Here is a 14030-nt window from a genome sequence, read left to right as displayed (position 1 = left end):
GATGGGCGACTACACGACGGCGATCATCGCCATGGTTGGCATTGGCGTTGTGCTCACCGCAGCTGTCGTGTTCGCCTTGATGCAACCCAGCGACCTCCCCCCTATCGACGAGAACCGCAACTAATCATGGGGATCGCGACTGAGCTTTTGATGGCTATTGCTGAAATCGGGATCGCACTTTTGGTCGCGATTTCTCTTCCTGTCGCCGAGTCACCGAACTGATATTCAGGCGACACCTTTCAAGCGAAACTCAAGGTAAATCGAAGCTGCATCCCTCTCTCGATCAAGTTCGACTAAATCGCTGCATCTTGATTGCATCCAGCCATCTGTCTCTCTCCAGATTTCAAGCCGATAACGTCGTTCGAGATTTTGTCCGGATCCTTCCATTGCTTCACTACGAGCTTCCCTAAAACGTAGTGAATTGATGATGACATCGTTTTTGATGTCAACGTTTACCCACCGAGGTGTTTCAGAGTTGATGCCCAGGAGCCAAAGAACTCGGCACGTTGAGTAAGTCTTGTTCAAGATCACGCAGCAGAAGCGCCAGCCCCACCCCCATCAGTGCGAGAGCAGCACCTCGCTCCTGATCGACAGCAGCCTCAACGGATCGAGCGAGCTCAAGATGTTGCGACCAGGAAAAGTGCATGAAAACCATCAATCAATCCCATCCTGAGAAATAACCAGACGAGACAGACCAAAAAGCGACAACAGGCAATGCTCTGTCATCAAAACCATGTATGCAGCAGAACACATCCGACCTGAAACGTACCTGTTGTTACGACGACGCAGGAGCAGACCGATACTTTGAGCCCAACTTGCCGACGTCACCATGGAGCCCATTGCTCTGACACTTGGCCAACAGTTCGAATTGGAACAGCGGACTCGAGACATCAGCACGATCACAGATGTCAAAGAGCTTCAGGAGATGAGCAAAGACCTGCTCTTGGCATGGCAGAAGGAGATCGCACGCTCACGGGCGGCAGCCAGCTCACAACGCAAATAACGTTTGATTAAAGTTGTCGCACTTCTTGGGTGAGCTTTGAACCTAAGTCTGCCTCAGCAATTCGAAGCTGAATCGATCAAGCGATCCATTGATGACACCAATGACCTGGAAACGTTGAAAACCCTTGCCAGAGAACTTGCTGATCTTTACGTGCGACAGAGAGCAGCAACAGCATGGGTGATTGCTGAGCGTTAGCCGCTACACCTTGCTGTCTTTGCGCCAGCGTCGTTCCAAGCGCTGACGGGCTTCATCAACAGTTTGTTGATTGAAAGGGGCAGCTTTCTTGCGGTAGGGACGCGTTATCGACCAAAACTTGACGGCAGAAGCAAACGCCACAACCAACCAGGCCAGGACAATCCAGCTTGGATTCGACATCGTCTCCCAGGCATCATCACCATGATGGCGAAGCTGGTGCCCATCAGCTCTGTCGGACCTCCAACCAGCACAAACGTGGATTCTGAAGCTCGTCAACTCGTGATCAGCCAGCTTGTGGTGATTGCAGTGCCGGTAGGAACCCTGTTCGGGGTCTGGCTTTGGATGCTCAACTGGAGCGGTCGTTCCCGCAGAGACCAGTGACCTTTCTTGCCGGCCTACTGGCTCCAATCCTGATGTTGTTCCATCTCGTCGGCCCCGTTCCTGCCGATTTGGGAGTCAGCAACGGTGAGCTCCGTGCTTGCAAGACGACCGCTCACTGCGCAAGGGAAGTCTGGGCGAGCTCAGATCCAATCGCAGATTTCAACAAGCTGAACACGCTGGTTCGGCAGAGGCCCCGAATGGTTGTCGTCAACGAGAGGGAGGCCTACTTCCATGCGGAGGCAAGCAGCGCATTCTTCGGCTTCATTGACGACCTAGAAGTATTCGCAGACGAGGACAAGAGCCAGATTCAGGCACGCTCCGAGTCTCGGATTGGTGACTCTGACCTTGGTGTGAATACCTCAAGGATTTCTGAGCTGCGGTCGGCCCTAGAGCGCTGAAGGATCCTCACACCTTGGCTCGACGCATATTGCGCACATCCAAGATCAACTCCTTAATCCCCGCCACGAATCCGACAGCAGCTATCACCACAATGCCGGCGACTAGCACAGTTTCCACAAGCGCGCGAGGGTCAAACCAATCAGACACGGCATGAACCAATGATCTGAACTCGTATTAGCCAAAGCCCGATAAAATGCCACGACGCGGCGCGATCGAACAACACAAAACGTCAGACATGCACGACATCATCTGCCCCAACTGCAACACAGCCTTCAAGGTGGATGAAGCCGGCTATGCCGACATCCTGAAACAGGTCAGAGATAGAGACTTTGAACAACAACTGAATAAACGACTTGCACTGGCGGAACAGGACAAGCGCAATGCCATCGAATTGGCCATTGCCAAAAAAGACACAGAAATGCAGACGCTTGAAGCCCGACTCAAGCAAAATGCGATGCATCAAGAATTAGCGATTAAAGATGCTGTCAATAAAGCCGAGAAGCAGCGAGATCGCATCGCCGCCGAACTACAGCAAATGCGTGAACAACAGGCGACACAGCAACGCCTCGCAGAGACCAGATTCGCCAAAGAGATGCAGGCTGTGACGCTTCAGAAAGATAGTGAGCTTCGTGATTTGCAGGCACAGCTGAATGCCGGTTCGATGCAACAGCAGCTAGCAGTGAATGAAGCGGTGAGCACGGTTGAAAAGCAACGAGATGCTCTCCAAAGCGCTTTAAACGAAACAGAGCTGAAGCATCAACTGGAATCACAATCGCTCAAGGAACGCTATGAAACCCAGCTCAGTGACCGAGATCAAGCCATAGAACGACTGCGCGACATGAAAGCGCGACTCTCCACCAAAATGGTGGGAGAAACCCTTGAACAGCACTGCGAAACCGAATTCAACCGCATTCGTGCTGCTGCTTTCCCGAAGGCCTACTTCGAAAAAGACAACGATGCCCGCAGTGGTAGCAAAGGCGATTATATCTTCCGCGACCAAGACGAACTCAACAATGAAATCATCTCAATTATGTTTGAGATGAAAAACGAAGCCGACACAACAGCCACCAAGAAGAAAAACGAGGACTTTCTAAAAGAGCTCGATAAAGATAGAAATGAAAAGAACTGCGAGTATGCAGTTCTTGTATCGCTCCTCGAGCCCGAAAATGAGTTGTATAACTCAGGAATCGTTGATGTTTCTCATCGCTATACAAAAACCTATATCATTCGGCCACAGTTTTTTATTCCATTTATCACATTGCTGCGCAATGCTGCCCTAAAATCGCTTGAGTACAAGGCAGAGCTTGCTCTTGTAAAATCTCAGAATATTGATGTAACTAACTTCGAGAACGATCTCGAAACCTTCAAAACGGCATTCTCACGAAACTACGACCTTGCCTCGAGACGCTTCCAAACCGCGATTGATGAAATCGATAAATCCATTGATCATCTCCAAAAAACCAAGGATGCGCTGATGGGAGCTGATCGAAATCTTCGCCTCGCCAATGACAAAGCGCAGGATGTCACCGTTAAAAAGTTGACCCGCAGAAATCCAACGATGGCAGCCAAGTTTGCCGATTTAGACAATTCAGCTGACCAACAATCCGCCTAAACGATGCCTTCCAGCCCACGCGACCGCATTGGCGAGGTTTACGGCAAGCTCACTGTCGTGCGCGCTTCCGAACGTCGAACCAAAGCAGGGAACGTTTACTGGTGGTGCCGCTGCAGCTGTGGAGCGGAGCGAGAGGTACCCAGCGACAAATTGTCGCTCAACACAGCGCGTCGCAAACCCACCGTGAACGCTTGCGAGCGTTGTGCGAGAGAACTCCAGATTGAAGGGGTTTATCGCAAAAACGATCGTGAGGAAAAAGAACGCCGCCAAGCAGCTGTTGAGGCCAGATCCAAATTGGCAGGACAAGTTCCCGAGCGCTGGCTGAAGCTGCCCCTCACTGATGCTCATGCTCGAGAGCAAGGGAAAAAACTCTTTTTTCGCGGAACCACGTGCCTTCGTGGACACTTGGCGCCTTATCGCATCAACGGCGGTTGCTTGGCTTGTTCTGGTCAGACGCCATCTGCGGCAAGTTCGCCATCAACCAGGCCCACAGGGTCATGATTGCGGCACCGAATGCCAATAATGCTAGGAGTTTGGATTCCATTTAAAGAAAGTCGAAATCGTCTTCAGAGTCACCAGAAAATGCATTCATAACGAGTGCAGAAAAAGGGACAAATACGGCTGCAAGCACAAGTATTTCCACGGGCTTAAGAGAGCTCGATTTAACGTAACTGGAATTACTTTACAAAAAGTCATCAGCGCTACCGTTCCGCTGGGGTGAGTTCAAATACTCAATTCTCTGCCGTCATAGGCATTTCACTCTGTTGTCAGCCGTGAGGGCCGAATCAGACTGAGCTGAGTCGCAAGACGAAGATGCCAAAGATGCTTAGAGCCGCCTCGGAAAGAATCCGCAGCCTGCTGAAGCCGCCGGTTCAACAGAGCATTTCCGAAGACCGGCTCCGCAATGATCGGCAGAGCTACTTCGCCATGACCAGAGCCCTGATCGATGCCCAGCTCGAATGGCGTGATCCTGAACTCACCTCACGCTTGTGGCAAGAGGTGGTCGACCGTGACATGGATCGTGGTCGCATCCTTCAACTCCTCTTCAGCGGTGAGGCACCCCATGACGACGAAGCTCTACAAAGGTCTGACATGGCCTATCTCCAGCTGATCGATCCCAAAGATCCCTGAAGGAGCCTTCCTTCAAATCTCAAACACGGTCCCCAGAAGCATGGCGGGATGGGTGGACTCTCCTGCTGTGCTGCGTTCGAGTTGAACCGCCATGACGCAATGGGCAAGGAATCGAACTGCCGATAGAACAGCCAGGCCAATGCACAGGGGGCAGTGCGTGATGCTCAAGACGAAGACCTGCTGAAGGTGATGGACCTATCCCAAAGCAGAAGCGTGGAAGCGCCACCATCTCTTCAACAAGCGTCACGCAAAAGAATGCAGGCAGCAAAGCAGTTCATAGGTCTTAAAGCCCAAGCGGGGCATCAGACCGTTGAGCCACTGCTGAATTGCTGAGCGCGTTTCGAGCTGATCTCGCCAAGGCTTATCACGCCAGTCAGGGGGGGGGGTGGCTGTTAAAGTCGATGTTTATTGCTCTCTTTCGGGGAACGGATGAGTCAGGTCACAGTCGGCGAGAACGAAGGTATTGAATCCGCGTTGCGTCGCTTCAAACGCTCCGTCGCCAAAGCCGGCATCTTTTCTGATCTGCGTCGGATCCGTCACCACGAAACCCCCGTTGAGAAGTACAAGCGCAAGCTGAAGCAACGCTCCCGCAACCGCCGCCGCTGATCCGGCAACGTCGATTCGACAAAACGGGCCCCAGGGCCCGTTTTTTATGAGCCATCAATTGCCCTTAACAGACACCGCCGAGGGAATCGGTTTCACCAGAAACGTCCAGGGCTTGTGTACTGCTTGAACCGCACGTCTCATATGGGCGGAATGTCACGGTACGTCTCTGTTTTCGCCAGACTTAATCAACGCTTTAGACCAACAAAAACCACCCGATGGTGTTGTTCAACCCATTTTGTCCCATCAGTGCAGCAAAAATTGCCGGCCTGAAGGCCACCATCGTCTTGCTGTTGGTGTTGCTGATGAAGTCAAAACTGCTTCGAATCAAAATGTCTCTTCTGGGCTCTTTTCTGGGATTCGCCATGTTGGTGGGCTTCCTGTTGAGCACTGGAGTTTTGACAGTGATCAGCGGCGGAGCCATTGCCTACGCCGCCATGCAGAACCGGAGCAACTGAGTCATGCGTAACCGTCTTCCCTTCTTCAGTGGTCTTGCTCTGGCAACACTCGGTGTTTCAGGCCTGGCCGGTGGAGGTCTGCTTTGGAATTTTCAGGGTCGCACTTTGGGGCTCGGCAGCACCGTGACATCGTTGGTGTTTTTGGGGATCAGCTTTGTATTGCTGAGACCTGAACCGCGAGTCCTACCCGTTGCAGCCAGCGAAGACACCCAGCCGCTAAAAGTCAGAGCACCTCAGGCTTCACTCCTCGGCTTGATCCTCGCCACCATCGGAACCCTTGGCATGGCTGGTTCGGGGCTGCTTTGGAATTTTCAGGGCCTGGCGTTTGGACTCACTGGCACGCTGACTGCCGCAGTCGCTCTTCTACTGAGTCTTGTCTTTCTCTGGCCCCTCGGCTCAACCAAACTGACCGGACAAGGTGACACCTCGTCTGTTGAAGTCAAGCCAATCAAGGTGGAAGCTGTTTCGCAAAACCCAACACCCACACCGACCACTGCTGAAGCCATTGCCGAAGTGTTGGCAGCTGAACAGAAAGAGCTTTCAGAACCGACACTCGTGAATTATGCCCCTCTGCATCTTCTTCCAGGGCAACGTTTATCAACACGTGCCAGACGCGGAGGAAGTTCTCTTGGTCGTTATCGTTCGATGGCTAAAGACCTTTTCCGGAGCTGACGTCTCGCCAGACATTGCGAAGCTGGCGATGCCAAGGAGTGATGTTGACATCACGTCGATGTTCTCTCTTTAACGATCCATCAACACTGAATCCAGATTCTTCCATGTCTCGTCGGAGACGTCGGGTAATTGGGATAAGCAAAATTGACAGAACTAACGCCGCAAGCAACAAAAAAGGAAGTAGCGAAAGCAGCCAAATAGTGCTCACCAGAATGATCGTTGCGGCAAGGCCGGTTTTCAGCCAACGAGGCATGTTTATTCCCCGTTGGCCAGGCAGCTGTTTCATGTTTCAGGGTGTTCACTCAGTCGGTAAAAAATCCTCTCAAGTTCACGGCGAAAAGCCGTGGAACTGAGTGGTTCCCCTAAGCGTCTGCGACGTCTTTGTCTCAGCATGACTCCAATCCAACTGATCTGCAGTGCAATCAGCAGAGAGGAGATGATCAGAAAGGGTGTCGCAAAATCATTCCACTCCATCCTTGCTCAATAACTGGATTGAGGCAGGGTGAAGCCAGACTGCATATGTCCAAAGTCCAGCAGCACGTAAGTCAGCCAGATCAATACTGCAGCGACACCAGCGCCGGCAGCAACCTTGGCCAATGAACGACCAATCATCTCCAACAAACTGACCTCTTTCATCGCGTTGAACCAACTCTTTCGATTCTGACGCCTCTTCACCCCAAACCGTAGCCAGCCAACAAAAAAGCCCCGCAAGGCGGGGCTAAGTCAAACGATCAAGCGAGGTGTTCAGCGTCCGGCAACTGCTTCTTCAAGAACACCGCTCTTGGAGAAGCCTTCATTCAGCTCAGCAGAAAACTCCATGTCTGGCTCGAAACGACGAGCAATGAGCTCATCAATGGAGAACACACCAGGGCCACAGGCCAACACGGCAACAGCTGCCGCGAAGTACAGCCCGAGGAGCTCGAGGAGATAGATGTTGAAGCCAGCTGTGACGATGGCGTGATAGATGGCGACGGAGATGGTTCCTGCAACCGCCAATGCCCCCATCCGCGTCAACAATCCTGTGATCAGCAACCAGCTTCCGATCACCTCCGAGAACGCCGCGACGTAGGAGAGCAAGATCGGAAAGGGCAGATGCAACGGACGAACGAATGCATCGGCAAAATTTTCGATATTGGCGAGCTTCTCGTAGCCGTGGTGAATCAGCAGAGCCCCCGTGAACACCCGGAGGACAAGCAGACCAAGGTCGCCTGCAATGGGACGGGAAAGAATGGCGCGAATCACTGCAGAGCTAATCGTCTACACACAACTTAAATAAGTTGTGTGTTGCAGTGCGGGTCCGCGCCAAGGGACGGGCCACTGATGAGTACTTCTACTCAGCTCGCCTGGGCGACTCAGTCGTCATAGACCAGGCACTCAGGCTCATCGGGATTCTGCTCACAGAACAGTTCCAGGGGAGAGGGGTCATGGGGATCATCGGGGAATTCCTTTTTGTGATCCAACAACCACTGCAGCTCTTCCGTGAGATGACGCACTTTGCCGTCGTTGTGATCAGACAGGGCCTTGAGGAACTCCTCTTGATCCTTCTGAATGTGCTCGTCAATCGTTTTCATGACTTGGTCCGTCATCTGGCTGACATTGGGTTGTTAGCGAAGACGACCCATTTCGATCAGTCGGTAGATCTACCTTTGTGGTCGAAAGCACACAACAGATCCTCCCAAGAACCCATCACGTCCTGTGACATCGCGGTAGCCATCTGACGCTCCCCGAAGGAAAGTCAGGGAGGCTGATCATCCAGTGCATGCCGTTTTCCGATCGCAGTGTTCTGACAGGAGTTCTTGTCTTTGCCATAGGGGTTGTTCTCGGCATCGGGATTGGTTCGGCTAGCGCCGTATCGGCCCTGACCCAGGGGGCACCCGATGTTCTCCAGACATGGTCGGGTGTTGTGGCACTCCCTTGAAGGCTTGACTCCGCATCGTTTCCCGCCTATCAGATGCTGAAATCGGGTGAGCTGCGCGATGTTGTCAAATGACCGAATGATCTTCAGTCGTGAAAAAAGAACGATTCGGCAATTGCTTAATCGACTGCAGCGGATTTTGTTTGGCTAGCTAGCGCGTTCCAATACTGATATTGCCAACACCAATCAGATGTTCGAGTCGCGCTGTGAGCTTCAACTCAGTGCGATCAAAGCCATCCTGATTGCCCGAAACGTAAGCAAGCTCTTCGGTGGTGATCACCTGGTGGGTGACAGCATCAAGGTAAATCTGAACCAGGGACATCCTCAACGTCACCATTCGAAGGCCATCCTGGCAACACTGGAGTGCAAACGGCGAATCGGGCCGCGAACGACAGAACTATGGATCGGCAGACCATTCAGAACCTGATCAAGCAATGCAGCGTGGGACTGTTTGATCTGGCCTGTGCCGTCAGCGGACATCCAAGCTGGGATCTGAGCCTGCCTGTCGGAGTGATCGATGCAAGACGCACCAAACCGAAACTGATCGTGAGTGCAATCGGCACGATCAACTCGACGTTGAAGGCCTCATCCACCATTGCTCACCCTTTGATGGTGCAGCTGTTCGAGCGTTTTGAAGACGTGGGCTTGGAACAAGCTCTCACCGAAATGAAGAACGGAGAGGAGGGAGAGGCTTTCGCAGAGGTTTGGCAGGCTTACAGGGATGAACGCCGTAGCGGTGATGCCCCAATGTGGAGCATCGAAGACGCCACGGCCTTCGTCGTGCAGTCTCGTGAGGCCCACGCTGACCGAGAGGTGGCCTGCGTCGCCGTTCTCCCTGGGGAGCCCCATCGCATCATCACGTTTTCGGTGCCCATTGCCTTCCTGACACGAGATTGAACAGGCCTATCGCGATGCGCCAAGCCAAGCAGGCATGAGTGTTTCCGAACTGCTGACCCAAATCGCCCTCTTGGGTATTGCCATTGGAGCTAATGGCCTATCAGCACTAGCGGGCGGTGGCGCTGGACTGGTTCAACTCCCAGCGCTCATCCTTCTTGGCCTTCCATTTGCCATGGCACTGGCCACTCATAAGGTTGCCAGCGTTGCTCTGGGGCTCGGAGCGACGGGGCGTCACTGGCGAGCCAGCAGCCTTGACCTCAAACGCTCTGCAGTGGTGCTCGGTGCCGGTTTACCGGGGGTCTGCTTGGGCGCCAGCATGGTTCTTGCCCTGCCAGATCAAGCGGCCACCGCAAGCCTCGGTCTGCTGACGCTGGGGCTGGGGGTTTACTCGGCGCGGAAACCAGATCTGGGAACTATGGACGAGCCCCGCCCCCTGACGGCCAGCACCGTCGGAGTCGGAGCCTGCGGACTGTTCATTATTGGAATCCTCAACGGTTCGCTGACCTCCGGGACAGGTTTGTTTGTCACCCTTTGGCTGGTGCGCTGGTTCGGACTGAGCTACGCGAGAGCGGTAGCCCACACGCTGGTTTTGGTGGGGTTGGGATGGAATGGGATGGGAGCGCTGGTGCTGGGTTTGAGCGGAGAGATCCGCTGGGACTGGCTGCCAGCACTGGTTCTCGGGTCACTCATCGGAGGCTTTCTGGGTGCCCACTACTCACTTGTGAAAGGTAGTCGTCTGGTCAAACGATCCTTCGAAATCTTGGCGCTGCTGATGGGGGGATCTCTTCTAATCCGCTGTCTCTGAATCGGAGCCCTCAAGGAAACGCCCAGAGAATCGCGTTGCCAGTACCACCGTTGCAGCCCCGTAGGCAATGAACGTAACCGCCTGACCAGCACTGGCTGTTTCATAGACCTCACCCGTCAGCAGCATCCAGTCCATCAGGGACGCCACAGTTCCCCAAATCACCACCCAGACGGACACATAAGCAACGCCACGAAAGGTCCGATCCACAAGCCCAGAAGTTAATCCTCTCAACGCTAAGGGAAGCTGGTTGAACAAGGAGGGCCGGCGGCTCCCGTAATGTCGGTGATTGATCCGATTGAGGGGATGCCGAAGAAACGCCGCAAGCTCAACAAGGACATGGAAGCGGAAATGGCCGCTGCCAAGCGAAAAATTGAGCTAGTGGGCGCGCTGATCAACGACATCCGGAATGAAGACATCCAGGCTGAGTACCTCGGCGCCTTCACGCAGATCCGAAGCGCCGTGGTGAATCTCATCGCTAAGTACACCACCGACGGATTCTGCGAAGAAACAGAAGGCCTGCTCGCGCTTTACAAGGGGCTGATCCAACAATTTGAAGAGGAGTACGAGCTCTGAAGCGGAGATCACGTCGGTCGTCATGGGAACAGGCACTGACGTAGCGCACCGTTTAAGTTCATCGACCTTTGTTCCAAGCCATGGCTCTTCGCCAGAACGACCCGCAGGTGTCACCACTGCGGCTGAAGATCACAGTTTTGATCGCCGGCTTCGGGCCACTGCTCGCCGTCGGCCTCTGGCTGCAGTCCAAAGGTTTTTTCAACTGACGCCATGCACCGTTTTCTCACCACCGCTGGACTGCTGTCCCTCGGCATGCTCCCCAGCCTGAGCTGGGCCGAAACCGTCACGTTGACCCTGCGCAACGGCGACAGTCTTCACGGGGAACTGATTGAGCGGAACTCAGAGGATGGAACGACGGTGCTCAACCACCCCCAGTTGGGGCGGTTGGAACTCACCGCAGAACAACTCCGACCGGCCGAAACCAAGCCCCTCTGGACAAGCTCTGTGTCCGCGGGTCTGATCGGCAATGAGAAGGACGGCGACAGCTCCATGTCGATCAGCTTCACCGGAAAAACCCGCTACAAAGATGAACAGCAGAAGCTGTCGTTGAGTGGCAGTTTCAATGCAAGCAAGTCGAAGGATTCGGGGGAGGCACTCTCCATCGATACAGAGAAGGGATCTGCGGAACTCCGATACGACAAACCAATCGGATCCAACCTCGATTTGTTTGCTTTGAGCAGTTACCAGTACAACGGCACCAATGATTCCGGGGTGAACACCGTTCTGGGAAACATCGGTGTGGCTTTCCCACTGATGAAGTCAGAAACAACTGATTTCACCGTGTCCATCGGTCCTTCGGTGCAGTGGAGCGGAGGAGGCATCACCTGTCCCAGCGACACGTTTTGCGGCAACACCTACGGCGGCGCAACGCTCACCGCAGATCTCAGCTGGAAACCCTTGCCAACGCTGAAGTTTGGACTTCAAAACCAATTCACAACGGTCTGGGCGAACGAGATTCAACCAGGCAACACCCTTACCGCTGAGGTCCGTTACTACCCCGCCGTGAACAGCAAGTTGTTCACAACATTGCGGGTTCAATCGATTTACCAAAGCATGAGCACTCCACAGGTGAACAACACCATCACAGCTCAGGTGGGCGCCGACTTCTGATGACAACACCACCCATGCTTCAACCGCCGCTGGACGCAGAACAGATCCGTGCCCTGTTCACCAAGCCCTACGGAACACCCGGCCCCACAGCTGCACAATGGAAGGCTGTTTACGCCGACGACGTTCACTTCACCGATCCAACCCAGGAACGGCAGGGAATTGACGCTTACATCCTTGCCCAGGAAGGTCTGATGCAGCGCTGTGATGACGTTTTCCTGGAAACAGAAACGGTGGCGGTGAACGCAGAAACAGCGTTCGTTGAATGGCGCATGGGCCTAAAAATCAAAGGGATTGAATTCATCTATCCCGGCGCAACCCGACTCAGCTTCAATCCAGATGGAAAGATCGGGGATCATCGTGATTATTTCGATTTCGTCGGTCCCACATTCGCTCCTGTTCCTGTGATTGGTGGGCTGGTGCGATGGCTGTACAAACGGTTCGTTGCCTGAAGCAGCACAGCAGGGGCATCTGTTGATCGGTCCCCCCGGCAGTGGAAAGTCCACCCTCGCCGCGATCCTCGCTCCATTGCTCGGTGCAAGGGTGATCTCCAACGACGCGCTGAGGAAACAGCTTTGGGGGGACGCAAACGTTCAAGGTCCCTGGCCTGAACTCGAACCCCTCCTCCATGAAGCCATCGACAGCGCCCTGGCTGCTGGCGAGAACGTGCTTTTGGATGCCACCCATGCGCAACTCAGCTGGCGCCAACGGTTGATGCACAGAGATCTAGGGGTGAGGCGCCTGAAGTGGATCGGCTGGTGGCTACAGACACCGCTGGACCGCTGCCTTGTCTGGAACCGGTCCCGTGAACGAATGGTGCCGGAACAGGTGATTCATGCGATGCACCGAACGCTGACCAGCCGTGCTGATCGACCCGATAAGAGAGAGGGATTCTCAAGTTTGATTCGCCTCAATCCCGCCAGCTCAGACCACAAAGAACAGATCAATCGAGCACTTCAAACCATTCTTGGCCATGAAGAAAGGTAAGCAGGTCATGCACGCCCCTTTGAGTCCCATCAACGTGATTTGAACAGCATCAGTGCCATGACTCTCGGAGAACTGTTTCTGGAAGCCATGTCCACCGGCGTGATCACCAACGGTGAAATGGCGTGGGTGACCGACCGACAAGATCAATTCACGCGAACCGAGGAAGCCGTCGCGCAGCGACTCGGCCGACTCATCGACGAAGGCACGATTCAGCTGGGTTGCCGCATGCCGGTGGCCTGAGCAAAGGCAGTCCCCTGATGACGCGCATTTCCTGCCGCTACACCGGCGATCTGCACTGCTCAGCAGAACATGGGCCCTCAGGCGTGGCATTGCACACCGATGCACCGCCTGATCACGACGGACGTGGTGAAAGCTTTTCACCAACAGATTTGTTGGCCACCGCTCTTGGCACCTGCATCTTGACCGTGATGGGAATCACGGCCAAACGCCGAAATTGGACGGTTACTGATGCAGAAGCATCGGTGGAAAAAATCATGAGCCAATCGGGGCCCCGCAGGATCGAGACACTTCGGGTCAGCATCACCCTGCCTATAGGGCTGTCAGAGGAGCAGGTTCAGTTGTTCAAACGTGTTGTGAATGACTGCCCTGTGAAACGCAATCTTGAGCCATCCATGACGATTGATTTGATCTGGTGCTGATCATCCGCATCGATCCAAAGACGGGTTTAAAGCGGAGATAAGAAGAGCAAGAGGAGGAACGGTGAGACTTCACTTCATACCGATTCATATCTTCCGAGAGACTCCATCGGTGACCTTCTTTGATGCTGGGGTCCCTGGGAGCAATGGCACCGACGTGGTCGCCCACCATGGCGCCGCCACGTCCCCCCCCGATCAAGGCGGCTCAGAGCAGTACTACGTCCACCGTCATCAGGTGGACAACAACCTGGTGTTGGAAGGGGCTCGGACCTTCACGCTGCTCAATCCAGCCTGGGACCACCCCCATCACATCATTCATTTGATCCGCGCGATGGGTGCTCTCCAAATCCCGATCGGGACATACCACCGCTCAGTTTCCAGCATCGACGGCAGTCTGGTTCTGAACCAGTCCATGCGTGATCGCGAATTTGATTACAGAACGGAATTCATCCCCATACGACTTCAAGCACAAGAGGATCTCCGGAAAGCAAAAGCAACGGTTCCATGGATCTGGAGCTGGAAAGATGGGCACATCTGCAGAGATCACGGATCTCAGTGATGGTGTTTCCGTCGTCGTGAATGACGACGAATGCGCTTCACCAATCGATCGCTGATGGCGTTATCCGCTGCACACTC

The 14030-nt window shown here is 54.1% G+C and carries 30 protein-coding genes; 21 read left to right on the top strand and 9 right to left on the bottom strand.

Features of this window, described 5'->3' with window-relative positions; translation table 11 throughout:
• Position 1 precedes the first annotated feature (1 nt).
• Positions 2 to 124, top strand: coding sequence for a hypothetical protein (locus tag FZX13_RS12875; protein WP_255453054.1), 123 nt, complete (start codon positions 2 to 4; stop codon positions 122 to 124).
• Between the two features lie 345 nt (positions 125 to 469).
• On the opposite strand, the gene FZX13_RS01755 is transcribed toward FZX13_RS12875, so the two are convergent.
• On the bottom strand, positions 470 to 646 hold the full coding sequence (locus tag FZX13_RS01755) for a hypothetical protein (RefSeq protein ID WP_226406710.1): 177 nt from the start codon (positions 644 to 646) through the stop codon (positions 470 to 472).
• A 183-nt stretch (positions 647 to 829) separates the two neighbouring features.
• Here FZX13_RS01755 and FZX13_RS01750 point away from each other — a divergent pair, with 183 nt between their 5' ends.
• Positions 830 to 1003 (top strand): hypothetical protein, encoded by a 174-nt coding sequence (locus FZX13_RS01750; protein ID WP_226406708.1) that lies wholly within the window; start codon positions 830 to 832, stop codon positions 1001 to 1003.
• A gap of 198 nt (positions 1004 to 1201) precedes the next feature.
• Here FZX13_RS01750 and FZX13_RS01745 read toward each other — a convergent pair whose 3' ends face one another.
• The gene (locus FZX13_RS01745) at positions 1202 to 1378 is read right to left on the bottom strand and encodes a hypothetical protein (RefSeq protein WP_226406706.1); all 177 of its coding nucleotides are present in this window, start codon (positions 1376 to 1378) and stop codon (positions 1202 to 1204) included.
• A gap of 36 nt (positions 1379 to 1414) precedes the next feature.
• On the opposite strand from FZX13_RS01745, the gene FZX13_RS01740 reads away from it, so the two are divergent.
• A complete protein-coding gene (locus FZX13_RS01740) occupies positions 1415 to 1579 on the top strand; it encodes a hypothetical protein (protein WP_226406704.1) in 165 nt (54 codons plus the stop codon).
• A 32-nt stretch (positions 1580 to 1611) separates the two neighbouring features.
• Positions 1612 to 1977, top strand: a complete 366-nt coding sequence (locus FZX13_RS01735) for a DUF1499 domain-containing protein (protein ID WP_226408212.1) — start codon at positions 1612 to 1614, stop codon at positions 1975 to 1977.
• Between the two features lie 7 nt (positions 1978 to 1984).
• On the opposite strand, the gene FZX13_RS01730 is transcribed toward FZX13_RS01735, so the two are convergent.
• Positions 1985 to 2125 (bottom strand): hypothetical protein, encoded by a 141-nt coding sequence (locus FZX13_RS01730; protein WP_170952123.1) that lies wholly within the window; start codon positions 2123 to 2125, stop codon positions 1985 to 1987.
• Positions 2126 to 2213: 88 nt separating this feature from the next.
• On the opposite strand from FZX13_RS01730, the gene FZX13_RS01725 reads away from it, so the two are divergent.
• The 3 genes from FZX13_RS01725 to FZX13_RS01715 all read left to right on the top strand — a co-directional run bounded on the left by FZX13_RS01725 (position 2214) and on the right by FZX13_RS01715 (position 4721).
• Positions 2214 to 3590 carry a DUF2130 domain-containing protein gene (locus FZX13_RS01725; protein ID WP_226408210.1) on the top strand — a complete coding sequence of 459 codons (1377 nt, stop codon included), beginning with the start codon at positions 2214 to 2216 and terminating at the stop codon, positions 3588 to 3590.
• A gap of 3 nt (positions 3591 to 3593) precedes the next feature.
• Positions 3594 to 4091 (top strand): early protein (E6), encoded by a 498-nt coding sequence (locus FZX13_RS01720; protein ID WP_226406702.1) that lies wholly within the window; start codon positions 3594 to 3596, stop codon positions 4089 to 4091.
• 312 nt (positions 4092 to 4403) lie between these two features.
• Entirely contained in the window at positions 4404 to 4721 is a 318-nt protein-coding gene (locus FZX13_RS01715; protein ID WP_115023476.1) for a hypothetical protein, read from the top strand.
• Positions 4722 to 4733: 12 nt separating this feature from the next.
• Here the strand turns inward: FZX13_RS01715 and FZX13_RS01710 are convergent, their stop codons facing one another.
• Complete coding sequence (locus tag FZX13_RS01710) at positions 4734 to 4889, bottom strand: hypothetical protein (protein WP_166016653.1); 156 nt, start codon at positions 4887 to 4889, stop codon at positions 4734 to 4736.
• Positions 4890 to 5150: 261 nt separating this feature from the next.
• Between FZX13_RS01710 and rpsU the strand changes: the two genes are divergently transcribed.
• From rpsU to FZX13_RS01695, 3 genes are all read left to right on the top strand, one after another.
• Positions 5151 to 5327: a 30S ribosomal protein S21 gene (gene rpsU, locus FZX13_RS01705; RefSeq protein WP_009790002.1), complete on the top strand. Its 177-nt coding sequence runs from the start codon at positions 5151 to 5153 to the stop codon at positions 5325 to 5327.
• Positions 5328 to 5542: 215 nt separating this feature from the next.
• Positions 5543 to 5782 (top strand): hypothetical protein, encoded by a 240-nt coding sequence (locus FZX13_RS01700; protein ID WP_226406700.1) that lies wholly within the window; start codon positions 5543 to 5545, stop codon positions 5780 to 5782.
• 252 nt (positions 5783 to 6034) lie between these two features.
• A complete protein-coding gene (locus FZX13_RS01695) occupies positions 6035 to 6454 on the top strand; it encodes a hypothetical protein (protein WP_226406698.1) in 420 nt (139 codons plus the stop codon).
• A 480-nt stretch (positions 6455 to 6934) separates the two neighbouring features.
• On the opposite strand, the gene FZX13_RS01690 is transcribed toward FZX13_RS01695, so the two are convergent.
• The 3 genes from FZX13_RS01690 to FZX13_RS01680 all read right to left on the bottom strand — a co-directional run bounded on the left by FZX13_RS01690 (position 6935) and on the right by FZX13_RS01680 (position 8025).
• A complete protein-coding gene (locus FZX13_RS01690; RefSeq protein WP_170951142.1) occupies positions 6935 to 7090 on the bottom strand; it encodes a hypothetical protein in 156 nt (51 codons plus the stop codon).
• 108 nt (positions 7091 to 7198) lie between these two features.
• Positions 7199 to 7696, bottom strand: coding sequence for a DoxX family protein (locus FZX13_RS01685; protein ID WP_226406697.1), 498 nt, complete (start codon positions 7694 to 7696; stop codon positions 7199 to 7201).
• Between the two features lie 110 nt (positions 7697 to 7806).
• The gene (locus FZX13_RS01680) at positions 7807 to 8025 is read right to left on the bottom strand and encodes a CP12 domain-containing protein (RefSeq protein WP_115024259.1); all 219 of its coding nucleotides are present in this window, start codon (positions 8023 to 8025) and stop codon (positions 7807 to 7809) included.
• A gap of 188 nt (positions 8026 to 8213) precedes the next feature.
• Between FZX13_RS01680 and FZX13_RS01675 the strand changes: the two genes are divergently transcribed.
• On the top strand, positions 8214 to 8372 hold the full coding sequence (locus FZX13_RS01675; protein ID WP_226406695.1) for a hypothetical protein: 159 nt from the start codon (positions 8214 to 8216) through the stop codon (positions 8370 to 8372).
• Between the two features lie 148 nt (positions 8373 to 8520).
• On the opposite strand, the gene FZX13_RS01670 is transcribed toward FZX13_RS01675, so the two are convergent.
• Positions 8521 to 8691, bottom strand: coding sequence for a hypothetical protein (locus FZX13_RS01670; protein WP_170951140.1), 171 nt, complete (start codon positions 8689 to 8691; stop codon positions 8521 to 8523).
• Between the two features lie 77 nt (positions 8692 to 8768).
• Between FZX13_RS01670 and FZX13_RS01665 the strand changes: the two genes are divergently transcribed.
• Entirely contained in the window at positions 8769 to 9266 is a 498-nt protein-coding gene (locus tag FZX13_RS01665; protein WP_115023487.1) for a hypothetical protein, read from the top strand.
• Positions 9267 to 9300: 34 nt separating this feature from the next.
• The gene (locus FZX13_RS01660; RefSeq protein ID WP_226406693.1) at positions 9301 to 10071 is read left to right on the top strand and encodes a sulfite exporter TauE/SafE family protein; all 771 of its coding nucleotides are present in this window, start codon (positions 9301 to 9303) and stop codon (positions 10069 to 10071) included.
• Here FZX13_RS01660 and FZX13_RS01655 read toward each other — a convergent pair.
• Positions 10054 to 10278, bottom strand: a complete 225-nt coding sequence (locus tag FZX13_RS01655) for a hypothetical protein (protein WP_115023489.1) — start codon at positions 10276 to 10278, stop codon at positions 10054 to 10056. The two genes, FZX13_RS01660 and FZX13_RS01655, sit on opposite strands and share 18 nt — an antisense overlap.
• A gap of 96 nt (positions 10279 to 10374) precedes the next feature.
• Here FZX13_RS01655 and FZX13_RS01650 point away from each other — a divergent pair, with 96 nt between their 5' ends.
• From FZX13_RS01650 to FZX13_RS01620, 8 genes are all read left to right on the top strand, one after another.
• Positions 10375 to 10644 carry a hypothetical protein gene (locus tag FZX13_RS01650; RefSeq protein ID WP_115024260.1) on the top strand — a complete coding sequence of 90 codons (270 nt, stop codon included), beginning with the start codon at positions 10375 to 10377 and terminating at the stop codon, positions 10642 to 10644.
• Positions 10645 to 10724: 80 nt separating this feature from the next.
• Entirely contained in the window at positions 10725 to 10850 is a 126-nt protein-coding gene (locus FZX13_RS12870; protein WP_255453056.1) for a hypothetical protein, read from the top strand.
• Positions 10851 to 10854: 4 nt separating this feature from the next.
• Entirely contained in the window at positions 10855 to 11754 is a 900-nt protein-coding gene (locus FZX13_RS01645) for a DUF481 domain-containing protein (RefSeq protein ID WP_226406691.1), read from the top strand.
• Positions 11755 to 11768: 14 nt separating this feature from the next.
• On the top strand, positions 11769 to 12203 hold the full coding sequence (locus FZX13_RS01640; RefSeq protein WP_370630788.1) for a nuclear transport factor 2 family protein: 435 nt from the start codon (positions 11769 to 11771) through the stop codon (positions 12201 to 12203).
• Complete coding sequence (locus FZX13_RS01635) at positions 12196 to 12738, top strand: ATP-binding protein (protein ID WP_226398472.1); 543 nt, start codon at positions 12196 to 12198, stop codon at positions 12736 to 12738. Before FZX13_RS01640 ends, FZX13_RS01635 begins: the two co-directional genes overlap by 8 nt.
• Before the next feature lie 57 nt (positions 12739 to 12795).
• Positions 12796 to 12978, top strand: coding sequence for a hypothetical protein (locus FZX13_RS01630; RefSeq protein WP_115094193.1), 183 nt, complete (start codon positions 12796 to 12798; stop codon positions 12976 to 12978).
• Positions 12979 to 12995: 17 nt separating this feature from the next.
• Complete coding sequence (locus FZX13_RS01625; RefSeq protein WP_115023493.1) at positions 12996 to 13397, top strand: OsmC family protein; 402 nt, start codon at positions 12996 to 12998, stop codon at positions 13395 to 13397.
• Positions 13398 to 13458: 61 nt separating this feature from the next.
• Positions 13459 to 13953 (top strand): hemagglutinin, encoded by a 495-nt coding sequence (locus FZX13_RS01620; RefSeq protein ID WP_226406687.1) that lies wholly within the window; start codon positions 13459 to 13461, stop codon positions 13951 to 13953.
• Positions 13954 to 14030 lie beyond the last annotated feature (77 nt).

It is taken from the genome of Synechococcus sp. MU1625, from assembly GCF_020514205.1.
In the GTDB taxonomy this organism is placed as follows: domain Bacteria; phylum Cyanobacteriota; class Cyanobacteriia; order PCC-6307; family Cyanobiaceae; genus Parasynechococcus.
Note: the sequence above shows the minus strand (reverse complement) of the source record. Positions and strands in the feature narration are given on the sequence as shown.

Excerpts from the sequence above, each read along its gene's own strand:
- FZX13_RS12875 (WP_255453054.1), top strand. The coding sequence starts at position 2 with ATGGGCGACTACACGACGGCGATCATCGCCATGGTTGGCATTGGCGTT.
- FZX13_RS01755 (WP_226406710.1), bottom strand. The coding sequence starts at position 646 with ATGCACTTTTCCTGGTCGCAACATCTTGAGCTCGCTCGATCCGTTGAG.
- FZX13_RS01750 (WP_226406708.1), top strand. The coding sequence starts at position 830 with ATGGAGCCCATTGCTCTGACACTTGGCCAACAGTTCGAATTGGAACAG.
- FZX13_RS01745 (WP_226406706.1), bottom strand. The coding sequence starts at position 1,378 with ATGTCGAATCCAAGCTGGATTGTCCTGGCCTGGTTGGTTGTGGCGTTT.
- FZX13_RS01735 (WP_226408212.1), top strand. The coding sequence starts at position 1,612 with ATGTTGTTCCATCTCGTCGGCCCCGTTCCTGCCGATTTGGGAGTCAGC.
- FZX13_RS01725 (WP_226408210.1), top strand. The coding sequence starts at position 2,214 with ATGCACGACATCATCTGCCCCAACTGCAACACAGCCTTCAAGGTGGAT.
- FZX13_RS01720 (WP_226406702.1), top strand. The coding sequence starts at position 3,594 with ATGCCTTCCAGCCCACGCGACCGCATTGGCGAGGTTTACGGCAAGCTC.
- FZX13_RS01715 (WP_115023476.1), top strand. The coding sequence starts at position 4,404 with ATGCCAAAGATGCTTAGAGCCGCCTCGGAAAGAATCCGCAGCCTGCTG.
- rpsU (WP_009790002.1), top strand. The coding sequence starts at position 5,151 with ATGAGTCAGGTCACAGTCGGCGAGAACGAAGGTATTGAATCCGCGTTG.
- FZX13_RS01700 (WP_226406700.1), top strand. The coding sequence starts at position 5,543 with ATGGTGTTGTTCAACCCATTTTGTCCCATCAGTGCAGCAAAAATTGCC.
- FZX13_RS01690 (WP_170951142.1), bottom strand. The coding sequence starts at position 7,090 with ATGAAAGAGGTCAGTTTGTTGGAGATGATTGGTCGTTCATTGGCCAAG.
- FZX13_RS01680 (WP_115024259.1), bottom strand. The coding sequence starts at position 8,025 with ATGAAAACGATTGACGAGCACATTCAGAAGGATCAAGAGGAGTTCCTC.
- FZX13_RS01675 (WP_226406695.1), top strand. The coding sequence starts at position 8,214 with ATGCCGTTTTCCGATCGCAGTGTTCTGACAGGAGTTCTTGTCTTTGCC.
- FZX13_RS01670 (WP_170951140.1), bottom strand. The coding sequence starts at position 8,691 with ATGTCCCTGGTTCAGATTTACCTTGATGCTGTCACCCACCAGGTGATC.
- FZX13_RS01665 (WP_115023487.1), top strand. The coding sequence starts at position 8,769 with ATGGATCGGCAGACCATTCAGAACCTGATCAAGCAATGCAGCGTGGGA.
- FZX13_RS01660 (WP_226406693.1), top strand. The coding sequence starts at position 9,301 with ATGAGTGTTTCCGAACTGCTGACCCAAATCGCCCTCTTGGGTATTGCC.
- FZX13_RS01650 (WP_115024260.1), top strand. The coding sequence starts at position 10,375 with ATGCCGAAGAAACGCCGCAAGCTCAACAAGGACATGGAAGCGGAAATG.
- FZX13_RS12870 (WP_255453056.1), top strand. The coding sequence starts at position 10,725 with ATGGCTCTTCGCCAGAACGACCCGCAGGTGTCACCACTGCGGCTGAAG.
- FZX13_RS01645 (WP_226406691.1), top strand. The coding sequence starts at position 10,855 with ATGCACCGTTTTCTCACCACCGCTGGACTGCTGTCCCTCGGCATGCTC.
- FZX13_RS01640 (WP_370630788.1), top strand. The coding sequence starts at position 11,769 with ATGCTTCAACCGCCGCTGGACGCAGAACAGATCCGTGCCCTGTTCACC.
- FZX13_RS01630 (WP_115094193.1), top strand. The coding sequence starts at position 12,796 with ATGACTCTCGGAGAACTGTTTCTGGAAGCCATGTCCACCGGCGTGATC.
- FZX13_RS01625 (WP_115023493.1), top strand. The coding sequence starts at position 12,996 with ATGACGCGCATTTCCTGCCGCTACACCGGCGATCTGCACTGCTCAGCA.